Genomic DNA, 17,972 nt, shown 5'->3' on the forward strand with positions numbered 1-17,972 from the left:
GTGGCGGTGTGTATTGTGGTAACTGTTCTGGTAATGGGTATGGGGGTAGTTGTCCGTTTTGTGGCAACACTGAGTCGAAGTCCTTCTGATCCACCAGATTTGATTTTTACAGGTTATTAATAGGTAATATTATCTAGTCGTTGTTTGTTCAATCAGACGACACCTGAGAGGAAAAGAGAGGTCAGCGGATTCTTACGTCCGCTGACCTCTCTTCTATTAAATCATCTGCAATGTCCTAGACTTGTAGGCGTGTTAAACAATCTCGTCACCTTATCACATTTTCTTCTTCTAAAAAACAGTCTCTACCTTCACTTGATTCCAAATATCCGCCAGAGTTTTCCCATTTATTCGACCATACTCCAATAACTCTTGAGCGGTTTTAAATGATTGATAGTTTTCATCATAAAGTCTCGTAAGATACCACCCATCCTTATTATTGCTTATCGAATATTTTTGTTCCATGTGGAAAAACTCAACCTCATGGCCCATTTCTAAATCATGTTCAAGTTCTTTATAACTATACATTACAATGCCCCTTCTCTTTAATCATTTGATTCTGGTTGTCTAGGTGGGTTTTTTGACCAATCCCAATCATGTTCATGAGGTACTTTAGGATGTTGTTTTGGATTTCCATGATCAGTAAAATCAACATCCTTAAGAGGTCTACCAAATTCATCATAATATCTCCGTGTTATTACATTTCCATCACCATCAACCTTGTCGTAGGACGAATTTGGTGTCCCTTCATCTGGGACCTTATGATCTGTAGAAGTAGTATGGTCGTTTGCAGGTGGATATGTTTTATTAAACATATAGTTATCATATTTATTGTAAGCCCATTCATATACTGCCGAACCCGCTAAGTATGCTACCCCCGCAACTATAATAGCACCATCAACCGTAATGGCAATTTCTCCTACTCCAGGAATCATGTGTATAGCAGCTATAACATATCCAAGATTATTATTTTTCGTCCCACTAGCAGCTATTGAGCCACCCGTTTGCGGTGTTCCTCCTGCAACTGCGGACGCAGCAGAACCTATTGCATAGCTAACCCATTGACGAAGTGCAGGGTCTTGAATGTTTGACAGTTCTTTTTGGAGTGCTTCGTTGACACCTGCACTAAATCCTCCAGATAGTGCATTTCCGCCACCTATTCTAACCATAATGGCTCCGACTGCTGCGTGAAGTGCTACTTTTTGAGGATCACCATCATTCCAACCGTTTTTGTCACTAATTTTATGAAGTTCCTCAAACGCCACTTCACCAAATAATGCTGATAGTTCTTGTTTTTCTTTAACTGTTTGCTTGTCAAAGATTTTTCCCAAACTATTTAATGAGTTATTCGTGTCACGACTAAGGTTAGAAATATCTTGGCTTGGGTTATCTCGTATCTCAATTGTCCCTGGAGCAATAGCAGATTTAGTCGTACTGTCTGCGTCCCCTGAAACCTTTATTCCAATATTGGGTGTAAGACCTAAGTCTCCAAGAGTCATTCCCGGTTCCAATTTGCTATTGTAGCTGAAGCCATTGCTGCTGGCGCTGTAACTAGCCTTATTCTCAATATCCGAATAAGTCAGTGTGCCGGTACTCAGCCTGTTCTTATCCGGCGCAGCCTCGCTCGAAATCACCGCACCCTTCAGGTCAGTATTTTTTCCCACATAGATATCGAAACCTTCCTCACCGGCGAAGATCCCTGCCTGACTGGTGACACTGTCATAAGTGGAGTTGGTTTTGCCGGTGTTGAAGGAGCCCGTTGTACCGCTGATCTTGCCGGTGCCGAAACCAACGCCGATGCTTTGATTGTTCGCCGCGTAGTCATCACTGTCCTGCGTGCTGGCGAGGTTGAGGTTGCCGCCGATGTCGGCCACGACTTTGTCGCCTTTGACCTGGGAACCGATAATGTTGGTGTCGTTGCCGGATTTGAGGGTTACGGTGCCGGCGGCGTCGATGACGCTGCCGGTATGGGTTACCGTGTTGCCGTTTTCCGTGCCGTGGCCGGAGCCGAAGCCGCCGGTCAGGCCGGTAAAGTTGCCGTCAAGGCCGAAGGATGCTCCCAAGGACCAGGAGGAGGAGCTGGTTTTGCCGTCGATCTGTTGTTGGTTTTGGGCGGCGTCGATGTTGAGGTTTTGCTTGGCGTCGAGCATGACATCGATGGCATGGATGTTTGTCGCTATCAGGTTGATATCCCCGTCGGTGGCAGTGATGTTGACGTTGCCGCCGGCGTTGATGTTGGACGGGTTGACGGTTTCGGCGTGGGTTGTTTGTTCGGCGGTCATTTGGCTGCTGCCGATGCTGACGCCGACACTCGCTCCTTTTGTCAGGTTGCCTTTGAAGTCCTTCAGTTTCTCAAGATCTTTAACGGCTTTGTACTCATACAGCGTTTTAAGCCGGTCATCCTGTACCTGGCCCGAGCGCTGGATGTCGTTATATGCACCCGTGGCAGCATCGATTACGCCGCCGCCTAAGGATACACTCAGGCCGCTTTGCTTGAATTCGTATTTGTACTGGCTGTCATAGGTGTTTACTGTGTTGTCGATGGTGACGTTTTTGCCGCTGATGTTGGTGTCCTGGCCGCTGATAATTGTAGTCCCGGCGCTGTTGACTTGGTTGCCGGCAATGAGGTTGACGTTGCCTTCGATAGAGCCGATGGTGCTGCCGGCTTGCTCCATGGTTTGTTCATCGAGGGTGGTTTTTTCGCTTTTGATGCCGATGGTGAAGCCGAGGCCGCCGCTGCTGAAGAGGCCTGACATTTTTTCTTGGCGGTAGTGTTCGTCGCTGCCGGTTTCATCGGCGGCGGTGATGTTGATGTTGCCGTCGGTGGCGGTAAGACCGACATCGTTGGTGCCAACTATGTTGCTAATTTCATAGAGTCATAGAACCGTCCCCTGACTCTTACATAACATCATTTGTAGTTTTTATAAAAATATTTTTTATCCGTGACATGTGACAGATGTTTGCCATAAGTTTATCGGGTGATCTCTGTTGGATGATTTTTATCCGGTAATATATTTTATTGTACCCGTTAATAAAAAATCATCAGAAGTCACGCAAATAACTCTGATGATAGACTGATGCATATATGATTATTATTAAAGGTATCAGATTGATTTAAACCTTGATTTTACTGGATTTACGATAAATTACATGAAAAGAACCTCTGCGACGAAAACTCCGTTTTCGTCATCACCGACAGGTGATATATTAAAATTATTATTATTGAGGAGGTTTTATTGATATGTACGATAATGTAAGGAAATGTCCGAATTGTGGTAAAGAAGCACCTTGTATGGGAGCATTGATGAAATGTAAGGATTGTGGTAGTACGTATTGTGGCAACTGCTCCGGTAATGGCTATGGGGGTAGTTGTCTGTTTTGTGGCAGCAATGAGTCTAAGTCATTCTGATTCACCAGATTTGATTTTAATGGATAATTAATAGGAAATATTATCCATTTGTTATTTAATTACCAGACATCCGCTGACCTCTATTCTTAATGCACAAAATTTATTATACCAACTACTACTAAGATAAGTGCCCAATATTCCATTCGAAGCCAAAATAGGCTGTGAGTATTTACTATTTTTACCTCCTGGTTTGTTTTAGTGTCAAGTAAAATTCGTTCAGCATTTTCGTTGATTTTCTTCCCCAAAAACCAGACTGGTATGGCAGCAATGAACAACGCAACCGATACTGGCCATTTACTGAAAGTATAATATCCTTTATAAAACATCGCATCTAAAGAATATTGCAATACCAAACATACGGATAAAACAATCAACGGAACTGTAAACCCATATCCTCTCCAAATAAGCACGTAATTACCTCCATCTCAATATCATTTTCCTTTTATGGATTTGTATTGTTTAATATTCAATAAGTCATTGAGGTCAGCGGATTTTATGTCCGCTGACCTCTATTCATGACATTTAATTAACCAACAAAAACGTTATTTACACTGTTAACTGCAGCCTAACTCGAACTTGATGATAAATCTTTTTGAGATAAATCCATAGCAACGGCTAATTCAATTTGTTTCGTTTTACTTAGCTTTCGCTTATACTCTTTGAGCGATCTTATTCGTACTATAGGTTCGACATTTTCGTCATAACGGTCTAATTCAACTGAAACGACATGAGTTGCATCAACAAGAAGCACATAAATGTCTTCGCCTTGTTCAGGTGTATGCGCAAGAAAATATACAGTTTTCAATTCTGGAAATAAAGTTTTTAGTACATTAAACAACCTGGGGTTATGTCCCTTAAACAAAGAATCATGCGTAATAGCCATGATTGCCCTAGCGTTTTGTTCTATTAGGCTTCCAATGAGCTTCATTTTATCACTCCCGGTGTAGCTGTTACCAAATTACCTTGTAAATCGGTTAATACAGTCATAACTGAAGTCGGTAGATTAGAAAATTTATCAATCCCTATTATTTTATCTAAGGTTACTTCTCGTAAGAATCTAGGACCTTGATCACTTAACACTATTCTAAGTATAGGAGTCCCAATGACTTGTTCACTTTGAAGAATGCCTTGCAGTTCCTCTGGTGCTACAGTAAATTGAGAAGCATTAACCGAAGTATTAAAATGTCTGGATAATACATGTTCCCATCCAGCCTCCAAATCTCCAGTTATTAAGTTAATACGGGATTGAACACGCCCAGGTATTCCAAAACGTGTCATGAGTGCATTCGCTTCATTCACAACTTTTGCCATCAATTCTTCACTGGCAATCATCGCTTCTTCTGAATAAATTTCTAATTTTTGAAGTACGGCCCTTCCTGCAGGTGTACTATATAAAATCTAAAAAAGATTTACATTAGGGACTATTTTCTTTTGGTTAAATGTGGTATTTTTAAAATATACTTATTCTTTAACCAAAGGAGCAGGGTTACACATGGAATCCTTAGATAATCGTCTAATTGCAGTAAATCATGCAATGAAGAATTGTAAAAACCGACGCCTGTTTGAGCGCTACCAAACCATAAAACTTTACTTGGAAGGTTATGATGTTCCTCAGATCGCCAAAATCACCGGTCGTTGTTTGAAAACAGTCTACAATTTTCTCAACGCCTATCAGACCGGTGGCCTTAAGGCCCTTGCAATGAACTTCTCTCCTGGCAGACCCTCTTTTCTTACCAAGGAACAAAAACAAGAAATTCTTGATGTCCTGATCCATAAAAGACCCGAGGATGTAGGTTTTCCGGCAGAGATGAACTGGACAGGACCCATCCTTAGAGAATGGATAATTCGCACCTTTAATGTAGAATATTCTCGAAGTGGAACCAATGTATTATTGCACGAACTGGGCTTTACCTGTACTCGTCCAACCTATACTCTTGCTCATGCTGACCCAATTCAACAAGAAGAATTCAAAAAAAATGGGAAACCCTGAGAGCCGATCTTTTGCATGACAAAGTTGATCGTATTTTGTTTCAGGATGAATCTATGATTCGGGATTATCAGGCTATCGCCCGTACTTGGTTTCCAAAAGGGCAGCAACGCATTATCCCAACTTACGGTAAGCATCAAGGTATTAAACTTTTAGGCACGCTTGACTATGAAAGCGGCGAAATCTTTGTAATCGAAAGTGACCGTTATGATGCCGAGGTCTTTTTGTCCTTTCTACAGCAGATCCTTTTGAAGTATCCAGGGGAAAGAATTGTAATCATTCTCGATAATGCCAGAATTCATCATGCCAATCTCTTACAGCCATTCTTAATGTTAGCTTGCAAAAAATCTAATCCTTGGCCGGGGAAAATATTGCAGAATCATACGGACGAAGCGTTTTTTCAGATCCGTTCCAATTTGCTATAATATATTGCACATTACAACAGCAACGGGAGCGGATTTTTTGCAGATTCTGATTACAGTTAAAGAAACTATTACGCAATACATTACCCGATTTCAGGCATTAGAAATTGTTCGACCGGAAAAGTGTCCCGTCTGCGGAGCCGTTCACTCGATTCATCGGCATGGCAGCTATTGGCGCAATATCTTGAATGAGCAATGGGAAAAACGGATTCCGGTAGCCAGGTTCTACTGCAAAACGTGCAAACTGACGATATCGATGCTGCCTTCCTTTGCACTGCCCTATTTCCAGTATTCACTGGAGTTCATTGTGACCGCGTTGCAACAAATCTTTCTTGCCAAGGCAACCACGTCAAGAATTTGTTCAGCCCTACTGCGCTTTTATCGAAGACGATTCCATGGCAACTTGCTATTTCTGGAGATGTTTTTCCGCGACCAGGGCTGGCCTGAAGTCACTCCGCAAGATGTAAAAGAAAAAGCCACAAAAATGGTTTGTATGTTAACTGTCCCCACAGCCGAAACCCTTTCGCAAAGGTTTCATCAACACTACAAACATACTTTTATGGCACATTCATTGTACCATAGGTTCTATCTGAGCGTAAACCAGTGCGTTCCCACATAACTTTTCGCTGGCGAAGGTCAGAAAGTTGCGGTATGATGGCTTTTGTACAAGGTTAGCCGGCTAGCCTCCCCATTTACCGGAGGTGTGTTCATTGACAAATGAAGATCGCGAGCAAGTCGCTCTATTTCGTTATGGGCTGATCGCCCCGCTTTTGAATGATCAAGTCGATTCTAAACAAGACTACCTGTCCGAAATCTGCGCCAAGTTCCATGAGGTCCCCTATTATGGCCGCAAAGAATTTGCACCGAAAACTCTGGAGGGCTGGCTCCGCGATTATCGCCGCGGCGGATTTGTGGCCTTAAAACCCAAAGGCCGTTCTGACCGCGGGAGAAGCCGGGTGATCTCACCAGAGCTAAAGGAGCAGATTATTGCTTCGCGTCAGAAAAACAGGGAGCTTTCTGTTGTGCTGTTTTATGAAAAGCTGGTTAAGAACACGGTGTTGGCTCCTGACAAAGTGTCTTACCACAGCGTTTACCGGCTCTTAAAATCACAACAGCTTTTATGGCCGGAGGAGAAAGCATTAAAGGAACGCAAACGCTTTAGTTATGATAAGGTGAATATTCTGTGGCAGGGCGATATGTCCATTGGCCCTTACCTTACGATTGGCGGCAAGAAGCTCAAAACTCATTTGTTCGCCTTTATTGACGACTGCTCCCGGCTGGTTCCTTTTGCTCAGTTCTCGTTTACGGAGAAGTTTAGTCCCATGAAAGCGGTGCTCAAAGAGTCCATTCTCCGCCGGGGTGTCCCGAAGATGATTTATGTTGACAACGGCAAGGTGTATCATGCCAGGGAGCTTCATTTAGCTTGCGCCGCTCTTGGTATTACGCTGACTCATACTCAGCCTTATGATCCGCAGAGCAAAGGAAAAATTGAGCGTTTTTTCGGCACAGTGCGCCGTCGTTTTTACCCGCTCCTTGCCAACAATATGCCTAAATCCCTGGATGATTTAAATGCTCAGTTTTGGAAGTGGCTGGAGAGCGATTACAATCGCAAACCGCATTCCGCACTGGACATGTCTCCTTTTGACTTATTTTTGTCACAGCCGTCTTCTGTCCGATTATATACGGATCCCTATGCTTTGGAACGACTCTTTTTTAAGCGGGAATACCGTAAGGTGAAGCACGACGCAACGATCACGCTGTCAAACCGTTTGTTTGAAGTCCCGGCCAAGCTAGTCGGGCAACGGATTGAAGTACGCTATGATCCGGAGTCGCCCGAGCAAGTCTATATCTATGACAATGACATCCAGGTAGGTGTGGCTGCGCCGGTATCGTTTCGGGACAACTCCCAAGTCAAACGGGAACGCAGGGACTTTCCCAAAGAGACTGCGATTTCTTTTGGCAGTTTACTGGCCTGCCAAAAGGAGGATGTGTGATGTTCCAATCCTTTTATTCTCTCTCGTCGGTGCCCTTTCGCAAAGAGCTTGAAACCAAACACTTCTTTTCCTCGCAAGGATTCTCCGAAGGCACGGCCAGACTGGAATATTTAAAGTCGACTCGCGGTATGGGCGTTGTGATTGGCGAGGCTGGCGCAGGAAAAACTTCGCTGATGAGAAATTTCGCTGCCTCGCTCAATCCTTCGTTGTTTAAGGCCATCTACTTTCCCTTGTCTACTGTCACCGTATCTGACTTTTACAGGGGGTTGACCGTAGGGTTAGGACAGGAGCCGAAGTTTCGCAAGGTCGACCTGTTTGCTCAAATCCAGCAGGCCACGCTTCATCTGTTTCACAACCAAAAGATGACACCGGTTTTCATTCTGGATGAGATGCAAATGGTCTCCAATCAGTTTTTAAACGACATTAGCTTGTTGTTCAATTTTGCGATGGATTCTGCCAATCCGTTTATACTGATTATGGTTGGCCTTCCTCATTTTATGGAACGGTTACGGTTAAGTCACAATCAGCCCCTGGCCCAACGGGTGGTGATGCGTTATCAGATGAATTCCCTTTCGAAAGATGAGGTCAGGCACTACATCCTGCATCAGCTTAAGTTGGCTGGCGCTCTTCATGATATTTTTTCTCCCCAGGCCATTGAGGCCATTACTTCACGTTCTCGTGGGTTTCCTCGCTTGATTAACAATCTGGCAACCAATTGCTTGCTTTACGGCTGTGCCAAAAAACTTGAATTAATTGATGACGAGGCCGTTTTCGCAGTCGCTTCGGAATCCGGATTGTGATTTTACTTCTCTATTTTCCCGCAACCACGTTGTTGCGGGCTTTTTTCTGCGGATGAATGAATGGGCAAACTCACGTTGTATCAATTTGCAAAACCGCTTTTTGCTCTGCTGCATGATTCCTCTTGGTTTGTAAATTAGACCAAATTTCCGGCTCTTTTATTCTGCTATATCACGGATGATTTATTTTGCAAATTAACATCTTAAAGAGTAACAAGGATCGTCTTACCCTTGTTTTTTTGCCGCCTTACAGTCCCAATCTTAATCTAATTGAAGAATTCTGGGGCTGGCTCAAGCATTCTTGTATCTACAACGTTTTTTATCACTCAACCAATGAAATTCGCCAAAGGATTCAAAGGTTTGTCGCTCAAATCAATCAAATGCCTTTAAAGGTCATTGATAGGTTGTGTTGTTCTTTGTAAATCTTTAATAGATTGTATATAGATAAATATCTAAATGCTGAAATTGCAGCTGTCCTTGCAAGTACATGTGCACCCCAGAACCAATTATTCCTTGTCTCACTAACCGCCGTACTTGCTCCGGTCTGTGCATTACCGCCAACAACACTAGCGGCTGCGATACCTACAACCGCACTAGCCCATTGATGTAATGCAGGATCTGTAATCTTAGCTAATTCCAGCTGAACAAGTTGATTAAATCCTGCACCAGCAGCGCCAGAAGCAAAACTTCCTCCGCCAAGTTGAGCCATTAGTCCGCCAGCAAACGCATCAAGAAACACTTTTTCAGGACTACCTTCAGTTAATCCAAGATTACCAATAGCCTTAAATGCTTCTTGGCCAAATAAATTTGCCAATTCTTGTTGTTCTTTAACAGTCTGTTTGTCAAAAATCTTACCTAGCGCATTTATGGAGCCTTCCGGTGTGCGGTTTAGATTAGAGATATCCTGGGTGGGATTGCTGCGAATATCAATAGTTCCCAGAGAAATAGCCGATTTTGTGGTACTGGAGGCTTCTCCGCTGGCTGTTACCCCAATATTGGGTATTAATCCTTTGTCTTTATCGGTAACATCTTTGCCATTGGCGTCTTTGCCTGCAGCGTAGCCAACTCCAACACTGCTTGCGCTATACTCTGCCTTATTCTCAATATCCGAGTAAGTCAGCGTATCGGTACTGAGCTTATTCTTATCCGGCGTAGCCTCGCTGCTAATGACCGCACCCTTCAGGTCGGTATTCTTCCCCACATAAATATCAAAGCCTTCCGCCCCGGCAAAAATCCCTGCCTGACCGGTGACACTGTCATAGTTGGAGTTGGTCTTGCCGGTATTGAAGGAGCCCGTTGTACCGCTGATCTTGCCGGTGCCGAAACCAATGCCGGTGCTTTGATTGTTCGCCGTGTAGTCATCGCTGTCCTGCGTGCTGGCGAGGTTGAGGTTGCCGCCGATGTCGGCCACGACTTTGTCGCCTTTGACCTGGGAACCGATAATGTTGGTGTCGTTGCCGGATTTGAGGGTTACGGTGCCGGCGGCGTCGATGACGCTGCCGGTATGGGTTACCGTGTTGCCGTTTTCCGTGCCGTGGCCGGAGCCGAAGCCGCCGGTCAGGCCGGTAAAGTTGCCGTCAAGGCCGAAGGATGCTCCCAAGGACCAGGAGGAGGAGCTGGTTTTGCCGTCGATCTGTTGTTGGTTTTGGGCGGCGTCGATGTTGAGGTTTTGCTTGGCGTCGAGCAGGACGTCGATGGCATGGATGTTTGTCGCTATCAGGTTGATATCCCCGTCGGTGGCGGTGATGTTGACGTTGCCGCCGGCGTTGATGTTGGACGGGTTGACGGTTTCGGCGTGGGTTGTTTGTTCGGCGGTCATCTGGCTGCTGCCGATGCTGACGCCGACACCCACTCCTTTTGTCAGGTTGCCTTTGAAGTCCTTCAGTTTCTCAAGATCTTTAACGGCTTTGTACTCATACAGCGTTTTAAGCCGGTCATCCTGTACCTGGCCCGAGCGCTGGATGTCGTTATAAGCACCCGTGGCAGCATCGATTACGCCGCCGCCTAAGGATACACTCAGGCCGCTTTGCTTGAATTCATATTTGTACTGGCTGTCGTAGGTGTTTACTGTGTTGTCGATGGTGACGTTTTTGCCGCTGATGTTGGTGTCCTGACCGCTGATAATTGTAGTCCCGGCGCTGTTGACTTGGTTGCCGGCAATGAGGTTGACGTTGCCTTCGATGGAGCCGATGGTGCTGCCGGCTTGCTCCATGGTTTGTTGATCGAGGGTGGTTTTTTCGCTTTTGCTGCCGATGGTGAAGCCGATGCCGCCGCTGCTGAAGAGGCCTGACATTTTTTCTTGGCGGTAGTGTTCGTCGCTGCCGGTTTCATCGGCGGCGGTGATGTTGATGTTGCCGTCGGTGGCGGTAAGACCGACATCGTTGGTGCCGACTATGTTGCTAATTTCATAGAGTCACGGAACCGTCCCCCGACTCTTACGGAACCGTCCCCCGACTCTTAGACTCTTACATGACTCTGATTGTACATGACTCTGATTGTATTGGAGTGCGTAAATAATTATTATTTTGTGGCGGTATAAATAGGTTTCTCTTAATTAAAGAGGAACAAATTGAGAACTATGAAGGAACTGGATACTTTATTAGTTCCTTTTATGTTTTGGGGAACTGCTGTAATTATTTAAAATCCTTATATCTTGGCGGCTGGTGTAACTATTAATATATGTTTTTCCGTTTTTTAAATTTAATATTTAAATATTACAAAACTGGGAAAGTGTAACATCATTTTGGTGATTTTTATAAAAATATTTTTTATCCGTGACAACGTGACATGTGACAGAGAGTTGTCATATATTTATCGGGTGATCTCTGTTGAATGATTTTCGTCCGGTAATATATTTTATTGTACCCGTTAAGAAAAAATCATCAGAGGTCACGGAAATAACTCTGATGATAGACTGATGCATATTTGATTATTATTTAAGGACTCAGCTTCAATGAGATATTGATTTTACTGGATTTACGATAAATTACATGAAAGAACCTCTGCGACGAAAACTCCGTTTTCGTCATCACCGCTAGGTGATATAGTAAAATTATTATTTTTTAAGGGGGTTTTATTGATATGTACGATAACGTGAGGAAATGTCCGAATTGTCATAGTGATGCACCTTGTATGGGAGCTTTGATGAAATGTAAGAATTGTCCGTTTTGTGTCAGTAATGAGTCTAAGTCCTTCTGATTGACCAGATTTGATTTTTAATAGGTAATATTATCCGGTTGTTGTTTGTTCATCAGACGACACCTGAGATGAAAAGAGAGGTCAGCGGATTTTGTCCGTTGACCTTTCTTCTTATCCGTTATAGTTAAGCTTTAAACTCTAACTCTGTGATATCGCAGTTATTTATATTATATTTTCTGAATAACTCGAAAGCTTTCTCTGATATCACAAGGTCAATTCTGCTTTTCATACAGAAATCGTGCCCTGTCCAACTAGTGATATACTTTCCTTCAACTTCGATAACACCTACGGGAATTAATAGTTGAAATCTCGGCAAAACCCTATTAGGATGTAATTCTTTAAAGGAATATGAGGTACTAATTTCAATATCTTTAAAACTATATCCTTGTAAATCACTCTCCTTAATTGCATTGGCTATTCCTTCAGTTACAAGGAAAAACGGACTTGTAGTAATTAGATCATCGCCTAACCATCCTTCAAATTCATAATGTAAGTGTATGGCTTGTTTGATTCTTCCATTCTCGTAAAGGAGTTTAGAGTTATTTCCTATTCCTCCGGGAACTTCAGGTTCTAATAAGTACATTTTCACTGTTGTCACCTCGTATCATATATTACTTAGGTGGATTAAACTTACTACCAAGCATTTCATCTATTTCTTTTGCCTTTTTGTAAAAAGCTTCTTTTGTTGGATTTATTAATCCTTGATCAATCTGTTTATAGAAGTTATTCCATTCCTTTCTTATAGCTGACAAATGTACCTCACTATTAATTTCCTTAGGTATTCCTCTCAAGTTACCGAGACTATTCAATTCAGCTTCTGTAAATAATCCAGGAAATCTTTTTAATACTTGTTGTTCAATTGCATGATGTACAATCACCGTACCTTCAAGTGCAGGGTTTGCAGCAAAGAACGTTGCTCTATAACCAGGATTTACAAACCCAGCCGCTACTTCAAATGGAAGTGTAAGGTTCCCATTTTGATCTACAGCTTGATTATATATCTCTCCGGTATCATTCCTCAGGGGAGTTCCACCATTTACAATAACATCTTTTTTGGTTTCCTGATTTACAGCACGATATACTGTTACATAAGATTGTAAAGGAGTTGAGCTCCCGACGGGAAGTGGGGTAGCTACCCATTGAAATGCAATAGGCTTTCCATCATCTCCTACAACCCATTCATTTCCCATTTGTTGCCCATCTTGATATTTTCCGTCAGCTACCCAAAAAACATCTCCAGGTTTTATACCATTTGGCTGATAGATTTCTTCTCCGTCAATTACCTTATAGTAACCTCTGCCTTTTCCATCTGCGTCGCCATTGTAGTAAATTATGGCTCCTTCCGTGGTCGGCCGATGAATATAATCATTATACTTAACCCCATTATACCCTATAACAGCTCCGACTTGAGCATTTCCACCAACTACTTTAGCTGCTGCAGCACCAATAGCGGCACTGGCAATAAGACGAAGGTTCGGGTCTGAAATATTGGCTAACTGTTTTTGTGCAAGCTGACTTAATCCATCTCCAACTGCTCCAGATGCAAAACCATTTCCTCCAAGGCTGGATGTGAGTCCTCCCACTATAGCGTGTAACAGAACCTTATATTCTCCACCTTCTGCCCATTTAGCTTTCTCTGCATCGGTCTTGGCATTTTTCCATTGAGCTTCAGCCAAATCCCCAATAAAGTTATTCGCTACTTGGCTAAACAGATTTACTAATTCCTGCTTTTCCTGCACTGTCTTCTTGTCAAAGATTTTGCCTAATGTATTAAGCGAATTTCCTGTGTCACGACTGAGATTGGATAGATCAGCATTAGGATTGCTACGTACCTCGATAGTCCCTGGTGAGATAGCAGATTTCGTCGTACTTTCGGCCTTACCACTGACAGGTATGCTGGGATTGGGTGCAAATCCTCCGGTACTGGTGTAGCCAAAGCCACTGCTGCTCGCCGAATACTTTGCTCTGTTTTCCATGTTGGAGAAAGTCAGTGTACCCGTCGAGATAGCATTCTTAACTGCCTCTGCCTTACTCGATATGACCGCACCCTTCAGGTCGGTATTTTTCTCCACGTAGATATCAAAGCCTTCCTCACCGGCAAAAATCCCTGCCTGACTGGTGACACTGTCATAGTTGGAGTTGATCTTGCCGGTATTGAAGGAACCCGTTGTACCGCTGATTTTACCGGTGCCGAAACCAATGCTGGTGCTTTGATTGTTCGCCGTGTAGTCGTCGCTATCCTGCAGGCTGGCGATGTTGAGGTTGCCGCCGATGTCGGCCACGACTTTGTCGCCTTTGACCTGGGAACCGATAATGTTGGTGTCGTTGCCGGATTTGAGGGTTACGGTGCCGGCGGCGTCAATGACGCTGCCGGTATGGGTTACCGTGTTGCCGTTTTCCGTGCCGTGGCCGGAGCCGAAGCCGCCGGTCAGGCCGGTAAAGTTGCCGTCAAGGCCGAAGGATGCTCCCAAGGACCAGGAGGAGGAGCTGGTTTTGCCGTCGATCTGTTGTTGGTTTTGGGCGGCGTCCAGGTTGAGGTTTTGCTTGGCGTCGAGCATGACGTCGATGGCATGGATGTTTGTCGCTATCAGGTTGATATCCCCGTCGGTGGCGGTGATGTTGACGTTGCCGCCGGCGTTGATGTTGGACGGGTTGACGGTTTCGGCGTGGGTTGTTTGTTCGGCGGTCATTTGGCTGCTGCCGATGCTGACGCTGACACCCGCTCCTTTTGTCAGATTGCCTTTGAAGTCCTTCAGTTTCTCAAGATCTTTAACGGTTTTGTACTCATACAGCGTTTTAAGCCGGTCATCCTGTACCTGGCCCGAGCGCTGGATGTCGTTATAAGCACCCGTGGCAGCATCGATGACGCCGCCGCCCAGGGATACACTCAGGCCGCTTTGCTTGAATTCGTATTTGTACTGGCTGTCGTAGGTGTTTACTGTATTGTCGATGGTGACGTTTTTGCCGCTGATGTTGGTGTCCTGGCCGCTGATAATTGTAGTCCCGGCGCTGTTGACTTGGTTGCCGGCAATGAGGTTGACGTTGGCTTCGATGGAGCCGACGGTGCTGCCGGCTTGCTCCATGGTTTGTTGATCGAGGGTGGTTTTTTCGCTTTTGCTGCCGATGGTGAAGCCGATGCCGCCGCTGCTGAAGAGGCCTGACATTTTTTCTTGGCGGTAGTGTTCGTCGCTGCCGGTTTCATCGGCGGCGGTGATGTTGATGTTGCCGTCGGTGGCGGTAAGACCGACATCGTTGGTGCCGACTATGTTGCTAATTTCATAGAGTCGCAGAACCGTCCCCTGACTCTTACACATGAAAAGAACCTCTACGACGAAAACACCGTTTTCGTCATCACCGACAAGTGATATATTAAAATTATTATTACTAAGGAGGTTTTATTGATATGTATGATACTGTGAGGAAATGTCCAAATTGTAGGGCAGATGCACCTTGTATGGGTTCTTTGATGAAATGTAAGGATTGTGGAGGTACTTATTGTAGCAACTGCTCCGGTAATAGTTATGGGGGTAGTTGTCCGTTTTGTGGCTGTAATGAGTCTAAGTCATTTTAGGTTTTAATAATTCGATTAATAATAGGTAATATTATCCAGTTGTTGTATTGTTCACCAGACGACACATGAGATACAAAGAGAGGTCAGCGGGATTTTTACGTCCGCTAACCTCTTTTGCCTTTCGAGAAGTTATCTATTTACTCGCTCGGAAGCCATTAATTTAAAAAGTTGTTGGTTTAATTCATTGGCAAATTTATCTACAGAAATTAACGATACTCCAAAACTATATCCCTTATCAAAACCTCTTAGCTGCCCCTTTGAATATGAACCCATTTTAATCCATACCTCGACACCTAATTCATTTTCCTCGAAGGGATCAAAAATGATTATGCCAAAGTTAGCTTCAAGATTAAAGAACTCAAATTTCTCAAACTTTTGGTTATTCTTTTTGAGATGGATTATGTTCTGTACTTCAGAAATGAATCTTTTAATCTCAAACAGAGTAAAGGTAGTTCCTGCCTCCTCATCGTAAATATATTTCTCATTTGGGACTTCTAAGAGAAAGGTAAACGGAATCCAGTTTTCAACATCGCTACGCGACATTTTTACATCCAATAGCGAACTTTTTACCAGACAAATTTCTAGCAAAACATTCTTTTCTAAACCATTAATTTGAGGCATCGACTCACTCCTATTCTTACCACGGTAAAGAACTATATCCACCATTATTGTTTAACATCCTTGTTACGTCTGACCATGTTCTCAAGGAACCAGTGTTACCACCAACAACGGTAACTATTTCTTTTGTACTATTCACAATAACAACATCATAAAAATTACCAACCTTTTTTGCATAGACCTCTAATCCTCCGGGTTGATATACTTTCTGCGAATAGTTACTTACGACATTATCAATTCGGGCTAGTGTAAACCCTCTTAACTCTGTTCTCTCCACAGCATGCTGAGTTAATCTTAACCCATTTGGCGTTACATCACCAGCTCTTGCAGCCAAAGCAGGTGCACCCAGCGTTAAGGTCTTCAAATCAACATTTATTGCTACCCAAACTGCTCCAGCTAATACTAAAATACCACCAGTGTCAGTAATCTTAAATCCATCATAGTCACCAGGAGCTAGGTCAGGATTCGCTAATGCTTCTTGCGCTAAAATTGATACATTTTGTAATAAATTATAGTTCTCTTGATCATTTAAGTCTGTTCCTGGAGGTATGTTCAGTGTACTAATAATTTGATCTTGAGCCTTATCGATAGCATCCCAATAGGCTACCTTTTCCAAATCTCCTTCTTTAAGCGCTTGCTCTCTTTGTTCTTTCTGCCAATCAGAGAGGAAATTATTCTTTGTCTCACTAGCAGCAACACTAGCCCCAGTCCGAGCATTACCACCTACAACTTTAGCAGCGGCGGCTCCTACAATCACACTGGCCCATTGCATTGCAGCCGGGTTTCCGATTTTTTCCAGTTCATTTATGACGATCTGATTGAAGGCTGCTCCGGCAGCACCTGAGGCAAAGCTACCACCGCCAAGTTGAGCCATTAACCTGCCAGCAAAAGCATCAAGAGCAACTTTTTCAGCACTGCCTTCTTTTAATCCCAGATTACCAATCGCTTTAAATACTTCTTCACCAAATAATCCGGCTAATTCCTGCTGTTCTTGCACTGTTTGCTTATCAAATATTTTCCCTAGCGCATTGACGGCTCCCTCAGGAGTGCGACTGAGGTTAGAAATATCCTGGTCGGGATTGCTGCGAATCTCAATCGTTCCCGGGGAAATCGCTGATTTGGTGGTGCTGGAGGCTTCTCCACTGGCTGTTGTCCCAATATTGGGTATCAAGCCCAAGTCTTTTTTCGCTACCGGGTCGCCATTCGCATCTTTTCCTGCTGCGTAGCCAATACCTTTGCTGCTCGCGCTGTACTCCGCCTTGTTCTCAATATCCGAATACGTCAGCGTATCCGTACTCAGCTTATTCTTATCCGGCGTAGCCTCGCTGCTAATGACCGCACCCTTTAGGTCGGTATTCTTCCCTACCGTAATGTCAAAGCCGTCTTGACCGGCGAAGATCCCTGCCTGACTGGTGACACTGTCGTAGACGGAGTCGGTTTTGCCGGTATTGAAAGATCCATGGGTACCGCTGATTTTGCCGGTGCCGAAACCAACGCCGATGCTTTGATTGTTCGCCGCGTAGTCATCACTGTCCTGCGTGCTGGCGAGGTTGAGGTTGCCGCCGATGTCGGCCACGACTTTGTCGCCTTTGACCTGGGAACCGATAATGTTGGTGTCGTTGCCGGATTTGAGGGTTACGGTGCCGGCGGCGTCAATGACGCTGCCGGTATGGGTTACCGTGTTGCCGTTTTCCGTGCCGTGGCCGGAGCCGAAGCCGCCGGTCAGGCCGGTAAAGTTGCCGCCAAGGCCGAAGGATGCTCCCAAGGACCAGGAGGAGGAGCTGGTTTTGCCGTCGATCTGTTGTTGGTTTTGGGCGGCGTCGAAGTTGAGGTCGTTTTTGGCGGTAAGACCGACATCGTTGGTGCCGATTATGTTGCTAATTTCATAGAGTCAAGGAACCGTCCCTTGACTCTTATTGTGAAGGGAATGAGTCTAAGTCCTTCTGATTCATCAGATTTGATTTTTAGGGATTATCAAT

The 17,972-nt window shown here is 44.3% G+C and carries 16 protein-coding genes and 1 pseudogene; 7 read left to right on the forward strand and 10 right to left on the reverse strand.

What is annotated here, in order from left to right:
- Nucleotides 1-288 precede the first annotated feature (288 nt).
- From MAMMFC1_RS05405 to MAMMFC1_RS05425, 5 genes are all read right to left on the reverse strand, one after another.
- Entirely contained in the window at nucleotides 289-525 is a 237-nt protein-coding gene (locus MAMMFC1_RS05405) for a hypothetical protein (protein WP_126307164.1), read from the reverse strand.
- A gap of 17 nt (nucleotides 526-542) precedes the next feature.
- Nucleotides 543-2,753 carry a hemagglutinin repeat-containing protein gene (locus tag MAMMFC1_RS05410; protein WP_232035686.1) on the reverse strand — a complete coding sequence of 737 codons (2,211 nt, stop codon included), beginning with the start codon at nucleotides 2,751-2,753 and terminating at the stop codon, nucleotides 543-545.
- A 739-nt stretch (nucleotides 2,754-3,492) separates the two neighbouring features.
- Nucleotides 3,493-3,816, reverse strand: a complete 324-nt coding sequence (locus tag MAMMFC1_RS05415) for a hypothetical protein (RefSeq protein ID WP_126307168.1) — start codon at nucleotides 3,814-3,816, stop codon at nucleotides 3,493-3,495.
- 155 nt (nucleotides 3,817-3,971) lie between these two features.
- Nucleotides 3,972-4,334 (reverse strand): hypothetical protein, encoded by a 363-nt coding sequence (locus MAMMFC1_RS05420; RefSeq protein ID WP_126307170.1) that lies wholly within the window; start codon nucleotides 4,332-4,334, stop codon nucleotides 3,972-3,974.
- A complete protein-coding gene (locus MAMMFC1_RS05425) occupies nucleotides 4,331-4,717 on the reverse strand; it encodes a hypothetical protein (RefSeq protein WP_197723918.1) in 387 nt (128 codons plus the stop codon). The genes MAMMFC1_RS05420 and MAMMFC1_RS05425 overlap by 4 nt, the downstream gene beginning before the upstream one ends.
- A gap of 181 nt (nucleotides 4,718-4,898) precedes the next feature.
- Here MAMMFC1_RS05425 and MAMMFC1_RS05430 point away from each other — a divergent pair, with 181 nt between their 5' ends.
- From MAMMFC1_RS05430 to MAMMFC1_RS22855, 6 genes and pseudogenes are all read left to right on the forward strand, one after another.
- On the forward strand, nucleotides 4,899-5,396 hold the full coding sequence (locus MAMMFC1_RS05430) for a helix-turn-helix domain-containing protein (protein ID WP_126307173.1): 498 nt from the start codon (nucleotides 4,899-4,901) through the stop codon (nucleotides 5,394-5,396).
- Between the two features lie 11 nt (nucleotides 5,397-5,407).
- Complete coding sequence (locus MAMMFC1_RS05435; RefSeq protein ID WP_126307175.1) at nucleotides 5,408-5,818, forward strand: transposase; 411 nt, start codon at nucleotides 5,408-5,410, stop codon at nucleotides 5,816-5,818.
- 37 nt (nucleotides 5,819-5,855) lie between these two features.
- A complete protein-coding gene (locus MAMMFC1_RS05440; RefSeq protein ID WP_126305552.1) occupies nucleotides 5,856-6,434 on the forward strand; it encodes a DUF6431 domain-containing protein in 579 nt (192 codons plus the stop codon).
- A gap of 91 nt (nucleotides 6,435-6,525) precedes the next feature.
- Nucleotides 6,526-7,809 carry a DDE-type integrase/transposase/recombinase gene (locus tag MAMMFC1_RS05445; protein WP_126305553.1) on the forward strand — a complete coding sequence of 428 codons (1,284 nt, stop codon included), beginning with the start codon at nucleotides 6,526-6,528 and terminating at the stop codon, nucleotides 7,807-7,809.
- Nucleotides 7,809-8,609, forward strand: coding sequence for an ExeA family protein (locus MAMMFC1_RS05450; protein WP_126305554.1), 801 nt, complete (start codon nucleotides 7,809-7,811; stop codon nucleotides 8,607-8,609). Before MAMMFC1_RS05445 ends, MAMMFC1_RS05450 begins: the two co-directional genes overlap by 1 nt.
- 200 nt (nucleotides 8,610-8,809) lie before the next feature.
- A pseudogene (locus tag MAMMFC1_RS22855) lies at nucleotides 8,810-9,028 on the forward strand (transposase); the annotation flags it as partial.
- Here the strand turns inward: MAMMFC1_RS22855 and MAMMFC1_RS05460 are convergent.
- Nucleotides 8,983-10,899, reverse strand: a complete 1,917-nt coding sequence (locus MAMMFC1_RS05460; RefSeq protein ID WP_232035687.1) for a hemagglutinin repeat-containing protein — start codon at nucleotides 10,897-10,899, stop codon at nucleotides 8,983-8,985. The pseudogene MAMMFC1_RS22855 and the gene MAMMFC1_RS05460 overlap by 46 nt on opposite strands.
- 6 nt (nucleotides 10,900-10,905) lie before the next feature.
- Here MAMMFC1_RS05460 and MAMMFC1_RS22280 point away from each other — a divergent pair, with 6 nt between their 5' ends.
- Nucleotides 10,906-11,067 carry a hypothetical protein gene (locus MAMMFC1_RS22280; protein WP_232035688.1) on the forward strand — a complete coding sequence of 54 codons (162 nt, stop codon included), beginning with the start codon at nucleotides 10,906-10,908 and terminating at the stop codon, nucleotides 11,065-11,067.
- Between the two features lie 861 nt (nucleotides 11,068-11,928).
- On the opposite strand, the gene MAMMFC1_RS05465 is transcribed toward MAMMFC1_RS22280, so the two are convergent.
- The 4 genes from MAMMFC1_RS05465 to MAMMFC1_RS05480 all read right to left on the reverse strand — a co-directional run bounded on the left by MAMMFC1_RS05465 (nucleotide 11,929) and on the right by MAMMFC1_RS05480 (nucleotide 17,875).
- Nucleotides 11,929-12,393, reverse strand: a complete 465-nt coding sequence (locus MAMMFC1_RS05465) for a hypothetical protein (RefSeq protein WP_126307179.1) — start codon at nucleotides 12,391-12,393, stop codon at nucleotides 11,929-11,931.
- A 22-nt stretch (nucleotides 12,394-12,415) separates the two neighbouring features.
- Nucleotides 12,416-15,118, reverse strand: a complete 2,703-nt coding sequence (locus MAMMFC1_RS05470; RefSeq protein WP_126307181.1) for a hemagglutinin repeat-containing protein — start codon at nucleotides 15,116-15,118, stop codon at nucleotides 12,416-12,418.
- Nucleotides 15,119-15,504: 386 nt separating this feature from the next.
- The gene (locus tag MAMMFC1_RS05475) at nucleotides 15,505-15,996 is read right to left on the reverse strand and encodes a WapI family immunity protein (protein WP_158618655.1); all 492 of its coding nucleotides are present in this window, start codon (nucleotides 15,994-15,996) and stop codon (nucleotides 15,505-15,507) included.
- 16 nt (nucleotides 15,997-16,012) lie between these two features.
- Entirely contained in the window at nucleotides 16,013-17,875 is a 1,863-nt protein-coding gene (locus MAMMFC1_RS05480; RefSeq protein WP_126307185.1) for a hemagglutinin repeat-containing protein, read from the reverse strand.
- Nucleotides 17,876-17,972 lie beyond the last annotated feature (97 nt).

The sequence above is a fragment of the Methylomusa anaerophila genome, from assembly GCF_003966895.1.
Lineage (GTDB): Bacteria > Bacillota > Negativicutes > Sporomusales > Sporomusaceae > Methylomusa > Methylomusa anaerophila.

Coding starts and splice junctions, on each gene's coding strand:
- MAMMFC1_RS05405 (WP_126307164.1), bottom strand. CDS start 525: ATGTATAGTTATAAAGAACTTGAACATGATTTAGAAATGGGCCATGAG.
- MAMMFC1_RS05410 (WP_232035686.1), bottom strand. CDS start 2,753: ATGTCAGGCCTCTTCAGCAGCGGCGGCCTCGGCTTCACCATCGGCATC.
- MAMMFC1_RS05420 (WP_126307170.1), bottom strand. CDS start 4,334: ATGAAGCTCATTGGAAGCCTAATAGAACAAAACGCTAGGGCAATCATG.
- MAMMFC1_RS05425 (WP_197723918.1), bottom strand. CDS start 4,717: ATGGCAAAAGTTGTGAATGAAGCGAATGCACTCATGACACGTTTTGGA.
- MAMMFC1_RS05430 (WP_126307173.1), top strand. CDS start 4,899: ATGGAATCCTTAGATAATCGTCTAATTGCAGTAAATCATGCAATGAAG.
- MAMMFC1_RS05450 (WP_126305554.1), top strand. CDS start 7,809: ATGTTCCAATCCTTTTATTCTCTCTCGTCGGTGCCCTTTCGCAAAGAG.
- MAMMFC1_RS05460 (WP_232035687.1), bottom strand. CDS start 10,899: ATGTCAGGCCTCTTCAGCAGCGGCGGCATCGGCTTCACCATCGGCAGC.
- MAMMFC1_RS05470 (WP_126307181.1), bottom strand. CDS start 15,118: ATGTGTAAGAGTCAGGGGACGGTTCTGCGACTCTATGAAATTAGCAAC.
- MAMMFC1_RS05475 (WP_158618655.1), bottom strand. CDS start 15,996: ATGCCTCAAATTAATGGTTTAGAAAAGAATGTTTTGCTAGAAATTTGT.